Below are 19874 nucleotides of genomic sequence, written 5' to 3' on the forward strand. Positions count from 1 at the left end.
GCCTCTATATCTGTCAGGCCGAGGCCGTAGGCGCGCTACGTCTTGACGCGGTTTTGGCGTTGCGGCTGTGGTGCGCATGCGCGCGCTGCAATTTCATGTGAGCTGCCAGTCCGCCGGAACTGGTGTTGGCCAATTCAAACTCACCGCCCATGCGCTGAATAGTTTTCTCCACAATCGACAAGCCGAGGCCCGCGCCGGTCGCTGCAGTGCGGGCCGTGTCGCCGCGGAAGAATGGCTTGGAAAGATTGGCTAATTGCATTGGGTCCACACCTACCCCGTGATCGCGTACCTTGATCAGGACCCAGTCGTCTAGAAGCTTGGTTGCAATGTCAACTTGGGTTATGCCCGTGCTCGGGGTTTTGCCATAGCGGCGCGCGTTTTCCAGCAGGTTGGCAATCACGCGCGTGAGTTCAACTTCTTCTGCCATCACCATGATGTTGTCGTTCATGCTCACCTGTATGCGCATGTCGTCATCGTCGCGAATGGAGTACAAGCAGGCATCGACTACGTTATTGAGCGACACCGGTTTGAGTTGAACATGTTCTGGGCGCGCGTAATCGAGGAACTTGTCGATGATGGCGTCCAACTGGGAGATATCCGCCACCATGTGTTCGCGGGCGTCGTTGTCTGCCACGCTCATCTCCGTTTCCAGGCGCAAGCGCGCCAGAGGCGTGCGCAAATCGTGCGAAATACCGGCCAGCATCACCACCCGGTCTTGTTCGATCTTGGCCAGTTTCTGTGCCATCCGGTTGAAGCCGATGTTCACTTCACGGATTTCTCCGGTGACACCGCGTTCGTCCAAATGGCTCGCGTCAAAGTCACCCTCACGTACACGGCTTGTGGCAAAGGAGAGCCGTTTGAGGGGGCGGTTGATAAGGCGTGCGATCAATGCGGCGCCAGTGAGCGAAAGGGCACCGGTGGTCAGCAACCAAATCAACCAAGTTTTGCTTCCCCCAGGATTGAACCGCTCTCGGTCCAGATGCAGCCAATTGGCGTCGCCATTGATGATGAAGCCGATCCATAACCCTGGTTTGCTGTTGACACTGCGTGCGACCACGGTTTCTGGCCCCAACTGCTGCATGAGTTCTGCCGATATGCGCTGGCTCAATGCGTCGTCGTCCAGTGGCAAGTATTGATCTGTGGGTTCGCGCGGTACGATGCGGACGCCGTCCTGCTCGGCCATGGTTTTGATCAACGAGATGCGGGCAATGCTGTCGGAATGCATCAACGCCGCACGGCTGAGATTGACCAAAGACGCAATCTGTTGCGCAGTTTGGATAGCGCGAGGCGTAAATTCCAGCGCGCGTAATGTCAACAGCCATGCCAGCATGCTGCCCATGAGCAGCAGCGCAAGGAGGAAGAAGGTGCGCCAAAAGAGACTGACAACGACGATTTGCCGTGACAGATGGGACTTTGGCGGATGCGGCAGCAAAGGCGCCGGGCTGGTCGCGTCAAAAAGATCAGAGGCTTTAGGCAACGGCGTGAGAACTCAGAAGTTTGGAAGTGGAGTCAGTTGGCACCGTCTGGTACGAACACGTAGCCAACACCCCAAACGGTTTGGATATAGCGAGGGGCTGCGGCGTCAATTTCCACCAGTTTACGCAAGCGCGAGACCTGGACATCCAAACTGCGGTCGAATGGTTCAAATTCGCGGCCACGGGCCAGCAGTGCCAGCTTTTCGCGTGAAAGCGGTTGGCGAGGATGGCGTACCAAAGCTTTCAGCATGGCGAACTCGCCCGTCGTCAACGGAAGTTCTTCGCCGTTGCGGTTCAACGTGCGTGAGCCCAAATCGAAAGCGAAGGGACCGAAGTTGATGACTTCGTTGTCAATGGATGGCGCGCCTGGAGCTTCCTTGACGGGACGGCGGCGCAAGACCGCGTGGATGCGTGCAAGCAGCTCGCGTGGGTTGAACGGTTTGCCGAGGTAATCGTCAGCGCCCACTTCGAGGCCAACAATACGGTCAATGTCTTCGCCTTTGGCGGTCAGCATGATGATGGGGGTGCGGTCATTGGCTGCGCGCAAGCGGCGGCAGATGCTCAACCCGTCTTCGCCGGGCATCATCAAATCGAGCACGATCAGGTCGGGTGTGTCGCGCAGCATGATGCGGCTAAGTGCTTTGCCATCTTCTGCGAGCATGACTTCGAAGCCTTCTTGCATCAGGTAGCGACGCAGCAGGTCGCGGATGCGGGAGTCGTCGTCTACGACCAAAATCTTGTCTGGGCGTGTGGTCGTTTGGTTCATAAGTCAGCTTCACGTAATTTGTAACAGACCCGATTCTGCAACGCGTTTGCGATAGGTTTTGTCGGAAAACGTCTCGTTTTGACAGTATGTTACATATCTTGCAGAACGTGTCTTTTGAACCTGTCAAAAATAGCTAACCAATTGATTTGATTTGTGTTTTTATTGAAAAAATACGAAGGATTTCCTGTTCTGAATTTGAAATCGATGTTGTGGTTTGATGAACTTCGATGTAGTACGAATTCATTTATTTCTCAGCAAACCACTGTATTGGCTAGGCTTGCTTTGCAATCGTGCTCGCGGGAGCGGTCAAAAAGACATTTGCTTCTGGCGCCCACCGACATGCCTCAAATCCTCCCCTGCTGAGGGTGATCGAATAGCCTCGTGTTCTGTTTGGTGTACTGTGGCTGACTCGTTGGCATGTTTTACTGAAAGGATCATTTTTGAAATTCAACCACGCGAAAACTTTGAAGTTGGTGGCGGCTGGTGTCGCGTTGGCTGCATCTGGTGCGGCATTTTCCCAGGGCGTCTCAGCCCAGCCTGTACCCCAAAACGTGGTGCAACTGTCGGCTAACGGAACCGTAGAAGTGCAGCAAGACTTGCTAACCATCTCGCTCAACACGACGCGCGATGGAGCCGACGCCAACACAGTGCAGACCCAACTCAAGCAAGCCTTGGACGCGGCATTGAAAGAAGCTAAGTCGACTGCGCAGCCCGGCCAGATGGACGTGCGTACCGGCAACTTCAACCTCTCGCCGCGCTATAACAAAGACGGTAAGCTGAATGGCTGGCAAGGCAGTGTGGGCTTGGTGTTGGAGGGGCGTGACTTCTCCCGCATCACGACGGCTGCAGGACGTGTGCAAACCTTGACGTTGAGTGATGTGGGCTTTGGCCTCAGCCGCGAAAAACGCGCCGAGGTGGAAACCGAGGCGCAGACCCAAGCCATCGAAAGCTTTAAAACCAAGGCGAGTGAGATTGCGCGTGGTTTTGGTTTCGCGGGCTACACCTTGCGCGAGGTGTCGGTGAACGCCAATGACCAGGGCATTCAGCCTCGCATGCGGGCGATGGCGATGGATGCCAAGGCTTCGTACTCCGCCAGCGCACCAGTGCCGGTGGAAGCCGGCAAGACGCTGGTGCAGGTCAACGTGTCTGGGGCTGTGCAACTGAAGTAGCGCCAACCTCTGCCGTCGCCGGAGCCAAGCGCTCCGCGCGGCGGCGCATGATGCGCGCGCGCAGCGTGTCATAAGCCCAGTTGTAGGCGAAGGTGTAGGGCAGGAAAAACAGCGCGATGCCGATGTCCAGCACAAACGCTTCCCACAAACCAATGGCCAGCCACCAGGCGGCCAGGGGCACCACGGCGGCGATCAAGCCGACTTCAAACATCACGGCATGCACGGCCCGGGCAGCCATGCCGCGCTTGAAGCCAAAGCGTGCTTGGGCGCGATCAAATAGCGCGTTGAAGATCATGTTCCACAACATTGCGCACAGCGAAATCATGATGGTGAGCGCGCCCATGTGCACCAGAGAATAGCCCAGCAGCCAGGCGCCCACCACGGCGCACAGCACCACGGCGATCACTTCAAACAGCAAGGCTTGGAAGAAACGCTCCGCCAGCGATTTTTTCAGCACGCTAGAGGTCGTTTGGGTGGTTGAAGTTGCGACAGAGGGGTTGAGATTGGTGGAAGACATGGCTGTATTTTTATCGGTTTTATGAATATATAAAAACTGATTAATATCGTGTTTTTCGATAGATTGAGGCGTTAAGCCATGCGCTATTCACCCGAATCTCTCCAAGCTTTTGTGGAAGCCGCCACCCAGGGCTCTTTTTCTGCCGCCGCACGCCGTCTCGGTAAAAGCCAGTCCACCGTGAGCGCGGCGGTTGCCAATCTAGAAGTGGACCTCGGCCTGACCTTGTTCGACCGCAGCAGCCGCAAACCGGTTCTGACGTCGGAAGGACAAGTGGCGCTCGGCTTAGTGCAAGGCATCCTGGCCGCCAGCGACCAACTCGACCGCGCCGCCAGCCTGCTCGCAGGTGGGCAAGAGGCCAAACTCAGCGTGGTGTGGTCCGACACCTACCAATCGGACCGTTTTGAAGACACGCTGCTGGCGTTTGAAAAGCGCTTTCCCGACCTTGAATTCGAATGCCTGATCGCCGAACACGGTGACTTGGTGGCCCTGGTGCAAAGCGGCCGTGCGCAGATTGGCGTAGTGGCCGCGCAGCCGGTCTACCCGCCTGACATTGGCGCGTCCACCATCGCCGAGCAGTCGGAAATTGCGCTTTACGCCGCCGCCAGTCACCCCCTGGCCAGCATGCAAGACATCACACCGCAAACGCTGGCCCAGCACCGCGAACTGCGCCTCGCTCAAATCCATCAGCCCGTCGATGGCTTGCGCCCCGCGATTGGTCGGCGCGTATGGTCAGCCCCCAGTTATTTGATGTTGCTGGAGATGGCCGCGTTAGGCATCGGCTGGGCCGCCGTGCCGCGCTGGATGGTGCCGCACTTCGCACGCAACGATCTGCGGGCACTGGATGCGCGAGGCTGGCCGCGCCGCGTGCCGGTGGATGCAGTTTGGTCGCGCCAGCGGCCACTGGGCCCCGCCGGTACGTGGCTGCTGGAGGCCATGTTGGCCCCTTGATGTGTTTTTCAAAATTTAAGAAAAAAGTGCTTCTTGAGCTTTCTGCATAAGCGTCAGAAGCTATCAAGTTTGATGTTGCCGAAACCGGCAGTCTTCACTCCAGCTTAATGTCCTTCTTGTGGATCAGGTCGCCATACAGCTTGGTGTCGGCCTGAATACGTTGCGCCAACGCGGCTTGGCTGGTGTCCTCCACCTTCCAGCCCTGGATGAACAGTTTTTGCTTGATGTCGGCCGTGTTCAAGATCTTGTTGAGAGCCGCGTTTAACTTAGCTTGGTGGGCGGCCGGCATTTTGGCTGGTGCCATCACTGCGTTCCACACCTCGATGTTGATGCCGGGCGCACCCAACTCCTGCATGGATAGCAACTCTGGCGCCAGTGGGCTGCGGGCGGCAGAACTCACGGCGATGGCGCGCAGCTTGCCGGCCTGCACCATGGGCGCCACGGTGGAGTTAGGCAACAAAGTCATCTGCACCTGGCCACCCAGCATGGCATTCAAGATGGCCGGGCCACCCGAAAACGGCACGTGCAGTGGGTCGATTTTCAGCGTGTCTTTGATCAGCTCCATCGCCAAGTGACCGCCCGAGCCCGAACCGATGGAGCCATAGGCCAGCTTGCTGCCTGCGGTTTGTGCAGCCTTGATGTACTCGGCCGGTGTTTGCACGCCGCTGCTGTTGGTGGCCACCCATACCAGCGGTGCGCTGCCAATCAAGGCGATCGGCGCAAAGTCTTTGGCCGTGTCGTAAGGCAGCTTGGCGTAGAGAAATTTCGAGCTGGTGAGCGGGCCGTTGCCGATCACGCCGATGGTGTGGCCGTCTTCGGCCTTGGCCAAGGCATCGGCACCGATGTTGCCGCTGGCGCCGGGCTTGTTTTCCACGATGACCGGCTGGCCCAGGGCCTTCGACAACGGCTCGAGCAGCAGGCGCGCCTGCATGTCGGGCGACGAGCCTGCGGGGTAGCCGACGATGATGCGCAGCGGCTTGGCGGGCCAATCGCTCCCGCCTTGCGCATGGGCGGGAAGTGCGGCGGCCAACAGGCTTGCGGCCAGCGCGGTAAAGCTACGGCGAGAGAGGGATTTGAGGTGTGTCATGTGGTGTCTCCTGGAATGTATTTTTGGGGTCAGTTGAAGGTGGCGAAGAGTGATGTCAACGCCGGTTGTCGATGGTCTAGCGGATGCGCCAAATCGGCTTGCCGTACCTGGCTCAGCAGGGAAAAAAATGCGGGTTCAGATACCGCTGAAGCAACGGGTTTCAGCGTTTGCAGCAGCCAAGCGCTTGCTGTGGCCAACATGGCTTGATCCAGCCCGTGCAGCATGACGACCACGTCGCTGCCTGGCCGCGTGACGGTGCCATGTGTGGCCTCTTGCGAAATGGGAATTTGAAAGTCTGCAGGCTCTTGCAGCGCGCCCCATTGCGCACTTACGACGCCGGCGCGAGCGTATAACGTCGCCAGCGCCGCGTTCAGCGCAGGCGCCAGGGCATCAAGCTCGCCACGCAAATGCAGTGTGGCCAATTGGCTGGCGCTCGACGGCCCCACGCTACCGCGCAGTACACACGGCAAGCGAAAGAAGTCGCGCAACTCGGTGCGCATGCGCGCCGACCAGGGCGTAGGGTTGGCAAACACGTCGCGGTAGCGCGGTGTGTTCAGCGCTTCGATGTTGTGCAGCCAGTAGCAGGTGAAGTACAGCGGTGGCGCTCCTTCAATGCTTCTATACCTTCGCGCTTCAACAAAGCCCGGCAAGCCCACACGCTCGGGTACGTGCTCAAACGTGTGCCACGTTTCGTATTCGGGTTGCAGTGCGGCGCTGCTGATGCTGTTCCACAGCGCAAGAAAGGCGCCGCTCATACGCTGGCCGCTGCCGCTGGCAAGTCGGGCTGAATCATCACCTTGGTGGCTGTCTTGTTGCGCGACAACACAAAGCCGGCGTAGGCGTTTTCCAGCGGCAAGCGGTGCGTGATCATGTGGCGCAGTGTCTCCTGGTGGTCGCGCATGTAGTCCACCACCAGCGGCCAGGCCGCTTCAGGGGCGCGGTACGAGGCACGGATCTGTTGGTGCTTGCGCACCAGCGCCGTCAGGTCGATGGGCACGGGCGCGGCGTGGATGCCGGTGATCACCAGCACGCCGTGTACCTTCAGTGCGGCCAGCGCGGGGGCGATGACGGCCGCTGCGCCGGTGGCTTCAATCACCACGTCGAACGGGCCCCCACCAGATTCTGCAAGGTACGGGGCCAAGCCCTTGGCCATGCCGTCAACGGAAAAGTCGATTAAATCGGTGAAGCCCATTTTCTGCAGCACGTCCAGCCGGGCTGGGTCGCCATGGCCGGCCACCACCACCTGGCGCGCTCCGGCGGCGCGCGCAAACAGCGCAATGCCTTGGCCGATGTTGCCGGGGCCCAGCACCAACACGCGGTCGCCAGGTTTCACGTCGGCGGTGCGCACGGCTTCATGGCTGACCGTCAGCGGCTCGGTCAGTGCGGCGATTTCGGCGTCCACGCCTGCAGGAATGGGCACGCAGTTGCGCGCCGGCACCAGCGTCCACGGTGCAAACCCACCGTCGCGCAGCACGCCAATGCCGCGCCGTGTCACACACGCATCAAAGTTGCCCGCCGTGCAGGCCGCGCATTGGCCGCAAGTGACGGAAGGGCGCACGGCCACCAGTTGGCCTGGCTGCACGGTGGTCACACCGTCGCCCAACGTATGCACTTCACCGCTGAATTCGTGGCCCACGGTCACGGGCAGAGAAGGGGTGATGAAGTGGTAGCTGCTGGTCCACTCGTCAATGTGCAAGTCGGTGCCACACACACCGGCGGATCGCACGCGCAGCAGCACCTCGCCCGGCGGTGGTGACGGGGGCAGGGGGCAGTCTTGCAGGCTCAGGCCGGGGCCGGTTTGGGTTTTGCGCAGGGATTGCATCGTGGTGGTGTGCCGTAGCACTTAAGCGTGAAAACGGCGCCAGTGTCGTGGCTCGCATGCGATATGTAAAAGACTGGATTTGTATCTGATCCATATCTATTAAATATAGTAAATTGACGCCATGGAACTCCGGCATTTACGCTACTTCGTCACCGTGGCCGAGCTCGGCAGTGTGACCCGCGCGGCAGAAAAACTCTTCATGGCGCAGCCGCCGCTCTCGGCGCAACTGCGCCAGTTGGAAGAAGAAGTGGGCGTGCAACTGCTGCAGCGCTTGCCGCGCGGTGTGCGGCTCACCGTGGCGGGCGAATCGTTTTTGCATGACGCACGGGCCATTCTGGCGCGCACGCAAGAGGCGGCGTTAAAGGCGCGCGAGACCCAGGCCGGTGCGGGCGCGGTGTTGCGGCTCGGCATGGTGCCGTCGTCGCTACACGTGTTGCTGCCAGGCTTCTTACAGCGTTTGCGTGCGTTGGAAGGGGGCGCCGCCATTCGTGTGCAGGCTCGTGAAATGATCACTTCGCAGCAGGTGCTGGGGTTGCGCAACGATGAAATCGACTTGGGCTTTGCACGGCCCGGCAGCGCCGCGCTGGCGCGTCAACCCGGTGTGCCACAACCGCAGCTTCTGGGTGTGATTGACGACCCGTTCTGCCTGGCCCTGCCAGCCGACCACGCACTCGCCAAAACACGCGCGCCCGTGGCACTCACACAGGCCGCGCAAGCGCAGTTCGTCGCTTTCGCACGCCACCGCATGGCCGACTACTTTGACCGCACCGCCGCCTTGTGTGAGGAGGCCGGTTTCACGCCTGACATTCGGCACGAGGCCAGCCAGTTCTCCAGCGTGTTGGCGCTGGTGGCCTGCGGGCTGGGCGTGGCCATCGTGCCTGCATCGCTGGCCATCCAAGCGCCAGAGGGCATTGTGTTTCGCCGCCTGCTGGCCTCGCGCGACCAAAGCCGCTTGGCGATCTTGGGACGTGCAGCGCAGGGCACCGAGCCCTGGTTGGCGCAGGCTTTGGTGGTGGCCACCAAAGAATTGTCAGCATTAGGTAAACGTCTTAAGGCTCTGCCGAATCTGGTCGAAAAGAAAGGGTAAGGGATGCTCTGCGTAGCGCACGCGAGGGCTGGTAGTGCGGATCGGGATGGGCTGTTAGGCGCGGTTTGCAGCCAATAAATAGCCCAGCTATTGGCCAGAAGCACAACGCCGCAGACCGCCCGAGTCCGTGCTGCCAGGCATCGTGTTGCGCTTTGCCAAAGCTTGACCTCTTAGCCGCAATAGCGTTGAGGGGCCGGTTGAAGATGAAGGCACGTACCGTTCTTTGTTTTCACCGTCTGGAAAAGATGCCCCCTTCACCACAATTGCCGCGCCGCACCTGGCTGATCTCCGGGCTTGCGGGCGTTGGCACCGCAGCGCTGGCAACACATGCCGAAGCCGCCACGGCCACCGTGCGTTATCCCTCTGGCCCGCTCACGGCGCAAACCACTGAAGGCCCGTACTACATCGACCCCGGCTTGCAGCGCGCCGACATCACCGAAGGCCTGCCCGGCATTCCGCTCGATGTGGCCTTTTCCGTGTGTGATGCGGCCGGGCGGCCACTGTCGGGCTTGCGCGTCGACATTTGGCATTGCGATGCCCAAGGCCTGTATTCGGGCTTCGCGCATCAAGGTGCAATGGGGCGGCTCGATCTGCGTGGCAAAACATTTTTGCGCGGCAGCCAAACCACGGGCGCGCGAGGCGAGGTGGTATTCCACAGCCTGTACCCCGGATGGTACCAAGGCCGCACGACGCACATTCACTTCAAAGTGATCAACCCCGTGAGTGGTACACGCACCAACCTCACCTCGCAGTTTTTTCTGCCCGATGCGTTGAGCGAGTTTCTCTACACCCAGCAATCGGATTACCAGCGTCAGCAACTGCGCGACACCTTGAACGCCAATGACGGTATTGCGCTGCAAGCGGGCGACACCGTGCAGGGCCAGGTGCGGGAGTCGAAGGGCCGTTACGTGGTGAGTTTGCTGGTGCGAGTCGACCCGCGTGCGAACCCGCCGATCGACCGCCCGCCCGCGTTTGAAGGTGGGCCACCACCGGGGGGCGGGCCGGGTTCTGGGCCCCCACCCGGCGGGCCGCCGCCGGGCTTCGGCGGCCCGTCTTTCGCAAGCGATGCCGAGCGCCAACAGGCACTCGTGCCGAAGCCATTGGCGTTAAAGCGCTAACGCAGGGCCTCGCTCAGGTGATCCACAAACACCCGCACCTTGGGCGACAAGTGCCGGCTTGACGGCCATATGGCTTGAAACTGCCCGGCCACGCCCAACTGGTCTTCAAACAGGCTGACCAGGCGGCCATCGGCTACCGATTCGTCCACCAAGAAATCGGGCATACACGCAATGCCCAAGCCACGCAGCGTGGCACCGCGCAGGGCTTCCATGTTGTTGCAGGTGAGAGCGGTGCGCAGCCGCAATTCGGGCTCGTGCGCAGCGCGGGGCAACGGCCAGTCGAGCAGCTTGCCCGAGTTGGGGAAGCGAAACCGCAGCGCAGCGTGTTGCTCTAGCGCGCGCGGGGTTGGGGGTGTGCCGTGGGCTTTCAAATAAGCCGGCGATGCACAAATGCGTTGGCGGTATTGCCGCAGCGGCCGCGCCACCAGGTTCGAGTCTGGCAGGTCGCCGCTGCGAATGGCCACGTCCACACCTTCCTCAATCAGCTCGACGATGCGGTCGTTGAAGTCGAAGTCCAGCTCCACCTCTGGGTAACGCGCCATAAACGCGGGCACCAGCGGCAGCAAGAAATGGTAGGCCACGATGGGCGCGCTCACACGCAGCTTGCCGCGCGGGGTTTCGCGCGCTTGCGACAGCATCGATTGCGCATCGTCCAAGTCATCGAGGATGCGGCGGCAGCGCTCATGGAACAGCCGCCCCTCTTCGGTGAGTTGCACGCGGCGCGTGCTGCGCTGGAACAGGCGCACGCCCAATTGCTGTTCGAGCCGTGCCACGGCTTTGCCCACGGCCGAGGGCGAAATTTCCAGCACGCGGCCCGCCTTGGCAAAGCTGCCGAGGTCGGCGGTTTTCACAAAGGCCATCAGGCCGTGGAGTTTGTCCATGAATTGTGTAATCGATCGATTAAGGAAAATTTGTCCTGACTGAAAGGATTTTGACGTTATTTATTCTTTATTGAAGCGCGCTTATCGTCGCCACTTCTGTTTTGACGGGCATTCAGTGATGACCAACGCGCTTTCAACTTCAACCCCGGGCCAGCGCACACGCCAGCGCAAGGTGCTCGCCGGGGTGTGCCTGGCCTCGGCCACCATGCCCATGACCTTCACCGGCCCGGCCGTGGCGCTGCGCGACATTGCGCAGGCGCTGGGCGGTTCGCCCGTGGCGTTGGCGTGGATCACCAACGCCTTTATGCTGGCCTTTGGCAGTTGCCTGATGATGGCCGGCGCGCTGGCCGACCGGCATGGGCGGCGGCGCGTGTTCATGGCTGGTGTGTTGCTGTTTGTGGGCGCCTCTGTGGCGCTGGTGGCCGCACCGAATATCGTGGTGTTCGACCTGCTGCGCGCCTTGCAAGGCGTGGCGGGGGCGGCGGTGTTTGCCGGTGGTGCGGCGGCCTTGGCGCAGGAGTTTGAGGGCCCCGCGCGGCTGCAAGCCTTCAGCCTGTTGGGCACCAGCTTTGGGTTGGGGCTGACGCTCGGGCCGATTGCCGCTGGTGGGCTCACAGCGGCGTTTGGCTGGCGTGCGATCTTCTTGTTGGTGATCACCAGCGCGGTGCTGGCTTGGGCACTCACGCGGCGCAGTCTGCTCGAATCGCGCGACCCGCAGGCGCACGCCCTCGACTGGCCGGGCGGGCTGAGCTTTACCGCCGCGCTGACGCTGTTCACCTGCGGTGTGTTGCAAGCCCCCGCATGGGGTTGGGCACACCCCGGCACGCTGTTGATGCTGGTGGGCGCGCTGGTGTTGTTCGCGCTGTTTGTGCGCATTGAGCACCGGGCCACGCGTCCCATGCTCGACCTCACGCTGTTTCGCTACCCGCGCTTTGTGGGCGTGCAGTTGCTCGCGGCGGCACCGGCGTATGCCTACGTGGTGCTGTTGGTGCTGCTGCCGATTCGCTTCATCGGCGTGGAAGGTGTGCCGGTGGCCGAAGCCGGGCGCTGGATGATGGCCTTGTCCGCACCGCTGGTGGTGTTGCCGGTGGTGGCGGGCTTGCTTGCGCGCCGCTTCGCACCCGCCACCATCTGCGGCGCTGGTTTGTTGATTGCCGCTGCGGGTCTGGTGTGGCTGGCGTCTGCCGGTGGCGGCACGCAGGCGCTGTGGCCCATGGCGTTGATCGGCATCGGTATCAGCCTGCCCTGGGGCTTGATGGACGGCTTGGCTGTGAGCGTGGTGCCGAGCGAGCGCGCCGGCATGGCCACTGGTATTTTCAGCACCACCCGCGTGGCGGGCGAGGGTTTGGCGTTGGCGCTGGTAGGGGCTGTGTTGTCCGCGTTGACCGCGCAGCATCTGGTGGCCGGTGGTGTGCCTGGAGCGTTGGCTGCGCAGGCAGCGCAAGAGGTCACGGCCGGCAACCTGGGCGCGGCGATGGCCTTGCTGCCAACGCAGACGCAGGCGTTGTTGAGCCAGTCATACGACGCGGCTTTCGCCGTGCTGATGCTAGTGCTCGCGGCCATCACGGTCGTCACCGCCGTGGTGGTGTTTGCTTTTCTGGGGCGTGAGGCGAAGGAGCATGCGGAGGCGGCGTTGCCGCAGGCCGACGCGCTGTCAAAGTCATGCGTCTAAAAGGGCTGCCTGGCCGAGGATCAACGCCGCCGCATCATCGGCAGACGTCACCGCCGTGTCGATGACGGTGCGTGGCGCGCGCCAGGGCGCGTAGTCATGGGCTATCACCGACGCCCATGTGGGCTGGATGTGCCCGGGAATATCGGCCACGCGTTGTTCCACGCGGCGGCGGTGTTCGGCTGCATCGGTGCATACCACCTCAATCTCCAAAATGGCCGATGCACTTTCAACTGCCACCGCGCGCCAGGCCTCGCGTGTGATGTCCAACGGGTTCACGCAGTCCGCCACCACGGTCTGCCCCAGTTGCAGGTTAGACCGAGCCAACGCGTAGCCCACCACATAGCCTTCGGGGCCCACCTTGCCAGCCCGATCGGGCGAGGCCTTCAGCGCCTGCTCGATCACGTCGATGCGCACGTAGGCCGCCGCCCGGCGCGCCAACAGGGCGCGCGCGATGGTGGTTTTGCCGGTGCCGGGCAGTCCGCTCAAGACGATCAACATTTTTCTCCCCCACTGTGGGCCGATTATGTTGCGACCTACGCGGGAGGCGTTTGTCAAAAGATCCGGCTAGGTCTGTACAGCGGCGCCAGGGTTGAGCATCGGCAAGCCATGGGCGTTCGGGTGCTGGGGCGCCGCAGTGGCCAACCAGCGTTTGCGCGCGGGGCGCAAGGCGTTCAGCAGCGGCCCGCCTTGCCATGGCGTGGCGGCGGGTGCTTCCGCCCCTGCGCTGAACAGCCGCGTTTGCAGGGCATGCCATTGGTTGTGCAGCTCTGCATCTTGCAGTTGTGCCACCCAGGCCGATACGCTGATGCCCAATCCTTGGCGCGACCAGCGCACCAGCGCTTCGTAAGCCGTGTTGGGGTTGACTCCTTGGCAGGCTTTGACGGCGCCCTCAAACAACGCCGCTTCGCTGATGGCGTAGGCCGCGCGTCGGCGCTGTGCGGCCTGGCGCCAAGCCTGCAGCCGTGGTGCCAGCCACCAGGCCGCGCCGGCCAGCACCAACAGTGCGGCTGCCACCCCCAGCCATTGCTTCCAGTCAATGCTGTGCCAAAAGGGTTTTGGCGTCTGCACCACTTGGGCCACCGGCGCTGCCTCGGGGGCGATGCCGTCACCGGCGGCCCGTGCTTCCACCACCACTTGGATGGCGGGCGCTCGCGCAATTTCCGACTTGTTGGTGACCACGTTGAACCAGGCCATATCCACACTGGGCAGCGTGTAGTTGCCGGGCTTTTCAAACACGTAGGTCACCTGGTCGGTGCGCTGGCCGCCCACCAGGCCCACGCGGTCTTTGGTCACGTCGTTGAGCTTCGGGTCTGCCGAAAACACGCGCACGCCGTTGGGGGCGTCGATCTTCGGTGGCGGGATCATCATGGCCTGTGTCAGCTCGGCATAGGTGTCGAGGGTACGCACCAAGGCGTCGCCAGCTTTCAGTTGAATGGGCGCTTTGTCGGCGCCAGCGTGGTCGAAGTGTTGGCTGATGGTGACCTTGGCGACGGGCTGGGCTGTGGTGCCTGGCGCTGACGATGCAGCCATCGCCGCTTGCGCGCCCGCTGGCAGCTTGGCGCTGATTTTGGTGGGCGGCAGCGTCACTTGGCCGTGCATCGGTTTGCCTTCGCCGCCGCCGTAGGTGAACTTCACCACCAGCGGCGGCAACACATAGTCGCCCGCCTGCTGGGCCGCAAACACATAAGTCTTGGTAATGCCCGCATAGGTCTGGCCGCCAATTTGCTCCACCGCGTTTTGCCCGCTCTCGTCGGGCATGGTGACGATGGCGCCGGGGATTTGAATGTTGGGGAAGGGCGGCGCAGAAGTGAAATAGTTTGGCGCGAGGATTTCCACCTCAAAACGAATCTGCTGGTTCACCAATGCGGGTTGTTTGCCCAGCACGTGCACGCGTACCAAGGGCGCGGCGGCGTGTGCCAGCACGGCGCCCAGGCACAGCAGGCCGACAAGCATGGTTCGGATGATGCGCATCATCATTTGGCCGGCGCTGCGGGGGCCGCGCGTTTGTCTTTTTGGTTTTGCAGCAGGAACTGGCGCGCCAGCAAATCCGTGGGGCTGGTCTGGATGGCGCGCATCCAGGTGTCGGCGCTCTGGCGCGTGGCCAACAGCATCTGTTGTTTGCCATTGTCGTCCTTACCGTCGAACTTGATTTGGTCGCCTTTGTTGGGTTGCTGCTCCTGGTCGTCATCGTCATCTTTGTCTTTTTTGTCGGGCGGAATCAGCGCCTGCACCAGCGCCATGTTGGCCTCGGCTTCTGTCCAGTGCGGGCGTTGCTTCAAGGCTTGGCTCAAGGCTTGTTTATAGCGCTGCACGGCAGGCGCAAAGTGGCCTTGCAGCGCCAGGGCGTTGCCTTGGTTGAAGTTGCTCTCGGGTGAATCCACCAGCGCAAAACTCTGCACCGCGTCGTTGTAGCGGCCCGCGCGGTAAGCCGCCACGCCGCGCCACATCGGGTCGTCAAACAAAGCGGCCGCTTCGGCGTAACGGCCGTTGGCGAAAGCCAGGCGGCCTTGCTGGTCGCGGGTGAGCCACAGGTCGATGAACCATTGGCGAACAGAGGGCTCGACGGCCAAGGGTGCAGCCACCGTTGGCGTGGGCTCCGCTGCGGTGGCGTCGGGTTGATGTGCACTTAAGCCCAAGGCCAGCAACAGTGCGCTGGCCCAGCGCACCGTCCAGCCTTTGCGGAACCACAATACGCTCAACAGCGCGATGGGAATACACAACCACCAGCCTTCGTCTTTCCAGCGCGCATGGGTCTCGGCCTGCTTCTGCGCCAGATGCGATTGCACGTGGCGTTGCACCCAGCGCACGTCGTCGTCGCTGTCTGGGGTGATGGTGGCCAGCGGCACGTCGGCCTCACTTTTCAGCCGGTTGAGAGCAGCGGTGTCCAAGCGCGCAAACAGGCGCTGGCCGCTGGCATCTTCCACAAAGCCTTTGCCGTCTGCCCCCTGGCGCACCGGCCCGCCTTGTGTGGTGCCCACGCCCAGCACCACGGGCAGCGCGCCGTCGCCGCTGGTCTGCGCTTTGAACGCGGCCATGGCCGAGGTTTCCACGCCGTCGGTGATGAACAGAATGGTGCCGGGGGTGTCTTCCTTGTCGAGCGCAGCCGAGATGGTCTTCAACGCCAGTGCGGTGTCTTTGCCTTGCACCGGCATGATGCGGGTCTGCAGCGAGTCGACAAAGGTTTGCAGCAGTTTGGTGTCGTCGGTCAGCGGCATCACCAAGTGTGTGGAGCCGGCGTAGGCGTAGAGCGCCGTGCGTGCGCCGTCGCGCCGATCCAGCAGGGCTTTCACCTTGAGCTTGGCGCGCTCCAGCCGTGTGGGGCTGACGTCGATGGCGTCCATGGTGCGGCCCAAATCAATGGCGATGGCGAGTGGTGCTTTTTCTTCGAGAAAGGGCGGAAGCTCTTGGCGCCAGGTGGGCCCTGCCAGCGCTACCGCACCCAGGGCCAGCATCGCCACCGTCAGGTGCACCGGCTGAATGCGCAGGCTGCGCCGCCGTTCCACCACCAGCGCATCGAGCAAGTGCGCGGCAATGGTGCCTTGCCAGCGGCGGCGCACGTCGTCGCGCCAAGCAAACACCAGCAGCAGCGCCAGGGTGGGCAGCAACACCAGCAACCATAGCGGGCGCAGGAAGTGGAACTGCGCCATGAAGGGTTCAACAGTGAGCGCTAGAAAGTCGTCCATCAGGCGCCTCGCTCGGCGGTGGATGCACCGCTGGGTTGCACGCCTTTGGATGCGTGCAGTCGCCGCCACACCCGTCGCCAAGCGGTGTAGAAAAACATCAGCAGGTGGTAGACCAAAACAAGGCCGACAGCCCCGCCCAGCGGCCACATGAAGAGTTCAATCTTTGGCCGCCACGACAAGACCTTTTGGTTTTCGGGCGTGATTTTGTCCAGTGCCGCGTAGATCTCTTCGAGTTGCTTTTGGTCGCCGCCAAAGTGGAAAGTGCCTCCGGTGGCTGCGGCCACGGCCCGCAAGGTTTCCAGGTCAACCTTGTCTTCGCCGGTGGCGGCGGCATTGCCAATGCCCACGGTGTGCACCACCACGCCACGGTCTTTGGCGATTTCGGCGGCGCGCGCGGGTGGCATTTTGCTGGCGGTGTCGTTGCCGTCGGTCAAGGCAATCAGCACTTTCTGTTGGGCCTTGCTTTCGTCGAACATCTTGATGGCCAGGCCCAGTGCATCACCCAGCGCGGTGCGTGGGCCAGCCATGCCGGGGATCACGCCGTCGATGAGCGTGCCCACCAAGGCGTGGTCCATGGTGAAGGGCGCCAGCGGGTAGGGCGCTTCGCCAAACACGATCAAGCCAATGCGATCGCCCTTGCGGCGCGCCACAAAGGCGCGCACCACTTCTTGCACCGCTTGCACACGCGTTTCGCGCGCGCCGCTGGGGCTTCGGAAGTCATTGGTGTCCATCGATTGCGACAGGTCGAGTGCCAGCAGCAGGTCGCGTGCGGGCAGCACCTTTTCCATGGGCGGCTCGACAAACTGCGGGCGCGCCAAGGCCAGCACGATCAAGGCCCAGGCCAGCGGCGCCAAGATCCATTGCAGCCAGTTGCGGCGCGGCACCACAGCCCCAGCCGCGGGCTCCAGGCCGGCGGCGCTGGCCACTTCGTGAAAGAACGGCAGGCGCACCGATGCGCTGGCTTCGCGGTAGGGAGCCAACAGCCACCACACCAACAAGGGGAGCGGCAGCAGTGCCAACATCCAGGGCAGGTCAAGTTGGTACACGGTGCTGCGTGATCCAGTGGCGGCCGGCCGAGAGCAGCGCTTGGGCGTCTGCGCTCGAAACACCAGCCAGTGCGGCGCCGCCGCGGTATTCGATGTCGTTGACCAAGCCGCCGAGCGTGGCCCCTGCGTTTTTTGCGCCACCGGCGTGGATTTGCAAAAAGCGGCCCCAGGCTTCGCCGCTCAACGCCGCCACGTCTTCGCGCGGCCACGCGGCCAAGGCGGTGCGTTTGAGCAGCGCGGCAAGGGCCGCAAGTGCGTGGCCGCGCTGCACGCCGTCGGCGTTCAACTGCTTTTCGATCACGCTGAGTTCGGCCAGGGCTTCACGCCGGTAACGGTTGGCGCGGTGGCGCTGCAGGCCGCGCCAGGCGAGCCACAGGGCGAGCAGCCCCAACAGAGCGGCGAGCACCGCCCACGCGGGCGTTTGTGGCGTAAAGGGCACCACGGGCGGCACTTCAATGTCTTTGAGTTGGGCCAGCGCGGCGCTGGCCGTGGGCGTGAGCGAAGGTGCTGCGGCTGTGCTCATCGCCGCCCCCGTTGCGCGGGAGCGGCCACACGCCCCAGCAAATGGCGCAGTTGTGCAGCGCTGTCTTCAGCCGCAGAGAGCGGCAGCACCGGCACACCAATGCCGCGCTGCCAGGCAAACAGCTCGCTCTTTTGCGCGTCGACAAAGTCGGCAATGCCTTCGCGGATTTTGTCGCGGCCCAGGCCCAGCTCCACTTGTAATTCGCCGTTGCTCACCACCAATTCTCCAGCGGCTGGCAGGTTGCTGAGGAACGGGTCGTGCACCAGCACGGCCAACAAGTCGTTGTGCGCGCTGAGCTGCAGCATCAGGTCGCGGGTTTGCGCATCATGGCCTTCAAAGTCGCTGACCACCACCACCAAGTGGTCGTGGTGCGCCAGGTGCGCGGCATGCAGCAGGGCTTGGTTCAGTTGGCCCGAGCCGCGCACCGGCGAGGCCTGCGCATGCAAGGCCTGGTTGTGACGCGCAATTTCACCCAGCAGGTGCAGCACGGCATCGCGGCTGCGTTGTGGCCGCAGTTCGGTCATGTCTTGGTCGCCAAACACCAGGGCGCCAATGCGGTCGCCATCGGCCAACATGCGCCACGCCACCAGCGCCGCCACTTCGGCCGCCGCCACCGATTTCATGGCGCGCTTAGTGCCGAAGAACATGTTCATGCGCTGGTCGACCAGCAGCAGTACGGGGCGGTCTTTTTCTTCGGTGTAGACGCGCACGTGTGGCACACCGGTGCGCGCCGTCACGCGCCAGTCCATGTTGCGAATGTCGTCGCCAAACAGGTAGGGGCGCAATTCTTCAAACGCCAAACCTCGGCCGCGCACTTTCGAGGCATGCCGACCCGACAGCAGGCTGTGCACGGGCTGGCGCGGCAGCAGGCCGAAGTCGCGCGCGGCGGCCTCAAGGCTCGCAAGCTCTGCTGCGTCCACATGCACACCTGGCACCAAGGCCGTGTTGCGGCGCGCCACCGTGGGCTTCTTGGCCGGCGCGGGCGCTGGCCGGGCGTGTCCGGTACGGGCAAGGCTGGCGAGGTGCAAACGCATGGTGCGCGCCGATGGTGTGGGCTCAGTGGCTAGGCCACCGCTACCTTGGCGATCAGCCGGTCGATCACCGCGTCGGCGCTCACCTGTGCGGCGTGCGCTTCGTACGACAAGATCAGCCGGTGGCGAAAGACTTCGTGCACCACGGCCTGCACGTCTTCGGGCGTGACGAACGCACGCCCATGCAGCCAGGCATAGGCGCGTGAAACTTTATCGAGCCCGATCGAGCCGCGCGGGCTTACCCCCACTTGAATCCAGCTCGCCAGTTCTTCGTCCAACGCTTTGGGGTTGCGTGTGGCGTTGACCAGGGCGACGATGTAGTTCTCTACCGCGTCGCTCACTTGAATGCCATGGATCTCGGCGCGCGCGGCGAAGATAGCATCGGGCGAGATGACCACCGAGGGCTCGGCACCCGGTGCGGAGGCGCCCGGTTTGGACGCGGGTTTGGACGTATCGGCACCGTACTCTTCGGTGCGCGCCAGGCGCACAATGTCGCCCTCGGCACCGGCTTGTGGGTAGCCCACATTCACGTGCATTAAAAAGCGATCCATCTGCGCTTCGGGCAGCGGGTAGGTGCCTTCTTGTTCAATGGGGTTTTGCGTGGCCATCACCAAGAACAGGCTGGGCAACTTGTGGGTGGTGCCGCCCACGGTGATCTGGCGTTCTTCCATGGCCTCCAGCAAGGCAGCTTGCACCTTGGCAGGCGAGCGGTTCACCTCGTCGGCCAGGATCAGGTTGGCGAACAGCGGGCCTTTTTGAAAGCGAAATTCGCCTTTGCCGCCTTCGCTGAAATACACCTCAGAGCCGGTGATGTCGGCTGGCAGCAGGTCGGGCGTGAACTGGATGCGCGAGAGCTGCGCGTCCAGGTGCTTCGCCAGGCTTTTGATGGCGCGGGTTTTGGCCAAGCCCGGCAAGCCTTCGACCAGCAGGTGGCCATCGGCCAGCAAGCCCAGCAGCAGGCGTTCGATCATGGCCTCCTGGCCAATGATGGAGGCGCCCATCTGCTTCTGCAACGCCAGGATATCGTCGCGACAGCTCATGTGTGTGGT

Annotated in this window: 19 protein-coding genes; 5 read left to right on the forward strand and 14 right to left on the reverse strand. The window is 62.6% G+C overall.

Translation table 11 applies throughout. The annotated features are described in order from the left end of the window. Positions 1-13 precede the first annotated feature (13 nt). Both ACPWMG_RS09815 and ompR read right to left on the reverse strand, forming a co-directional pair. Positions 14-1339 carry a sensor histidine kinase gene (locus tag ACPWMG_RS09815; RefSeq protein WP_483305221.1) on the reverse strand — a complete coding sequence of 442 codons (1326 nt, stop codon included), beginning with the start codon at positions 1337-1339 and terminating at the stop codon, positions 14-16. A gap of 170 nt (positions 1340-1509) precedes the next feature. Then, the gene (gene ompR / locus ACPWMG_RS09820; RefSeq protein WP_483304454.1) at positions 1510-2241 is read right to left on the reverse strand and encodes an osmolarity response regulator transcription factor OmpR; all 732 of its coding nucleotides are present in this window, start codon (positions 2239-2241) and stop codon (positions 1510-1512) included. A gap of 440 nt (positions 2242-2681) precedes the next feature. Here ompR and ACPWMG_RS09825 point away from each other — a divergent pair, with 440 nt between their 5' ends. Then, positions 2682-3410, forward strand: a complete 729-nt coding sequence (locus tag ACPWMG_RS09825; protein ID WP_483304455.1) for an SIMPL domain-containing protein — start codon at positions 2682-2684, stop codon at positions 3408-3410. Here ACPWMG_RS09825 and ACPWMG_RS09830 read toward each other — a convergent pair. Then, positions 3379-3927, reverse strand: a complete 549-nt coding sequence (locus ACPWMG_RS09830; RefSeq protein ID WP_483304456.1) for a multidrug/biocide efflux PACE transporter — start codon at positions 3925-3927, stop codon at positions 3379-3381. The genes ACPWMG_RS09825 and ACPWMG_RS09830 overlap by 32 nt on opposite strands. 78 nt (positions 3928-4005) lie before the next feature. Between ACPWMG_RS09830 and ACPWMG_RS09835 the strand changes: the two genes are divergently transcribed. Next, a complete protein-coding gene (locus ACPWMG_RS09835; RefSeq protein WP_483304457.1) occupies positions 4006-4875 on the forward strand; it encodes a LysR family transcriptional regulator in 870 nt (289 codons plus the stop codon). Between the two features lie 94 nt (positions 4876-4969). Here ACPWMG_RS09835 and ACPWMG_RS09840 read toward each other — a convergent pair whose 3' ends face one another. The 3 genes from ACPWMG_RS09840 to ACPWMG_RS09850 are packed head-to-tail and all read right to left on the reverse strand — an operon-like array spanning position 4970 to position 7784. Continuing rightward, positions 4970-5962, reverse strand: a complete 993-nt coding sequence (locus ACPWMG_RS09840) for a Bug family tripartite tricarboxylate transporter substrate binding protein (protein WP_483304458.1) — start codon at positions 5960-5962, stop codon at positions 4970-4972. Between the two features lie 29 nt (positions 5963-5991). After that, on the reverse strand, positions 5992-6717 hold the full coding sequence (locus ACPWMG_RS09845; protein ID WP_483304459.1) for a hypothetical protein: 726 nt from the start codon (positions 6715-6717) through the stop codon (positions 5992-5994). Then, complete coding sequence (locus ACPWMG_RS09850; RefSeq protein ID WP_483304460.1) at positions 6714-7784, reverse strand: zinc-dependent alcohol dehydrogenase; 1071 nt, start codon at positions 7782-7784, stop codon at positions 6714-6716. The genes ACPWMG_RS09845 and ACPWMG_RS09850 overlap by 4 nt, the downstream gene beginning before the upstream one ends. A 121-nt stretch (positions 7785-7905) precedes the next feature. On the opposite strand from ACPWMG_RS09850, the gene ACPWMG_RS09855 reads away from it, so the two are divergent. Beyond that, positions 7906-8871 carry a LysR substrate-binding domain-containing protein gene (locus ACPWMG_RS09855; RefSeq protein WP_483304461.1) on the forward strand — a complete coding sequence of 322 codons (966 nt, stop codon included), beginning with the start codon at positions 7906-7908 and terminating at the stop codon, positions 8869-8871. A gap of 245 nt (positions 8872-9116) precedes the next feature. Beyond that, positions 9117-9989, forward strand: a complete 873-nt coding sequence (locus ACPWMG_RS09860) for an intradiol ring-cleavage dioxygenase (RefSeq protein WP_483304462.1) — start codon at positions 9117-9119, stop codon at positions 9987-9989. Here the strand turns inward: ACPWMG_RS09860 and ACPWMG_RS09865 are convergent. Continuing rightward, positions 9986-10870, reverse strand: a complete 885-nt coding sequence (locus ACPWMG_RS09865; protein WP_483304463.1) for a LysR family transcriptional regulator — start codon at positions 10868-10870, stop codon at positions 9986-9988. The two genes, ACPWMG_RS09860 and ACPWMG_RS09865, sit on opposite strands and share 4 nt — an antisense overlap. Positions 10871-10988: 118 nt before the next feature. On the opposite strand from ACPWMG_RS09865, the gene ACPWMG_RS09870 reads away from it, so the two are divergent. Beyond that, positions 10989-12542: an MFS transporter gene (locus ACPWMG_RS09870; protein WP_483304464.1), complete on the forward strand. Its 1554-nt coding sequence runs from the start codon at positions 10989-10991 to the stop codon at positions 12540-12542. On the opposite strand, the gene ACPWMG_RS09875 is transcribed toward ACPWMG_RS09870, so the two are convergent. From ACPWMG_RS09875 to ACPWMG_RS09905, 7 genes are all read right to left on the reverse strand, one after another. Further along, on the reverse strand, positions 12531-13040 hold the full coding sequence (locus ACPWMG_RS09875) for a P-loop nucleotide/nucleoside kinase family protein (RefSeq protein WP_483304465.1): 510 nt from the start codon (positions 13038-13040) through the stop codon (positions 12531-12533). The two genes, ACPWMG_RS09870 and ACPWMG_RS09875, sit on opposite strands and share 12 nt — an antisense overlap. Before the next feature lie 66 nt (positions 13041-13106). Continuing rightward, the gene (locus ACPWMG_RS09880) at positions 13107-14519 is read right to left on the reverse strand and encodes a BatD family protein (protein WP_483304466.1); all 1413 of its coding nucleotides are present in this window, start codon (positions 14517-14519) and stop codon (positions 13107-13109) included. Beyond that, positions 14516-16225 carry a vWA domain-containing protein gene (locus tag ACPWMG_RS09885; protein ID WP_483304467.1) on the reverse strand — a complete coding sequence of 570 codons (1710 nt, stop codon included), beginning with the start codon at positions 16223-16225 and terminating at the stop codon, positions 14516-14518. Before ACPWMG_RS09885 ends, ACPWMG_RS09880 begins: the two co-directional genes overlap by 4 nt. Beyond that, positions 16225-17271, reverse strand: a complete 1047-nt coding sequence (locus ACPWMG_RS09890) for a VWA domain-containing protein (protein ID WP_483304468.1) — start codon at positions 17269-17271, stop codon at positions 16225-16227. The genes ACPWMG_RS09885 and ACPWMG_RS09890 overlap by 1 nt, the downstream gene beginning before the upstream one ends. After that, positions 17258-17794, reverse strand: coding sequence for a DUF4381 domain-containing protein (locus ACPWMG_RS09895; protein ID WP_483304469.1), 537 nt, complete (start codon positions 17792-17794; stop codon positions 17258-17260). The genes ACPWMG_RS09890 and ACPWMG_RS09895 overlap by 14 nt, the downstream gene beginning before the upstream one ends. Then, positions 17791-18828 carry a DUF58 domain-containing protein gene (locus ACPWMG_RS09900; RefSeq protein WP_483304470.1) on the reverse strand — a complete coding sequence of 346 codons (1038 nt, stop codon included), beginning with the start codon at positions 18826-18828 and terminating at the stop codon, positions 17791-17793. Before ACPWMG_RS09900 ends, ACPWMG_RS09895 begins: the two co-directional genes overlap by 4 nt. A 29-nt stretch (positions 18829-18857) precedes the next feature. Further along, positions 18858-19865, reverse strand: coding sequence for an AAA family ATPase (locus tag ACPWMG_RS09905; RefSeq protein WP_483304471.1), 1008 nt, complete (start codon positions 19863-19865; stop codon positions 18858-18860). Positions 19866-19874 lie beyond the last annotated feature (9 nt).

This window comes from Hydrophilobacter chitinilyticus (genome assembly GCF_049860745.1).
GTDB lineage: Bacteria > Pseudomonadota > Gammaproteobacteria > Burkholderiales > Burkholderiaceae_C > Rhodoferax_B.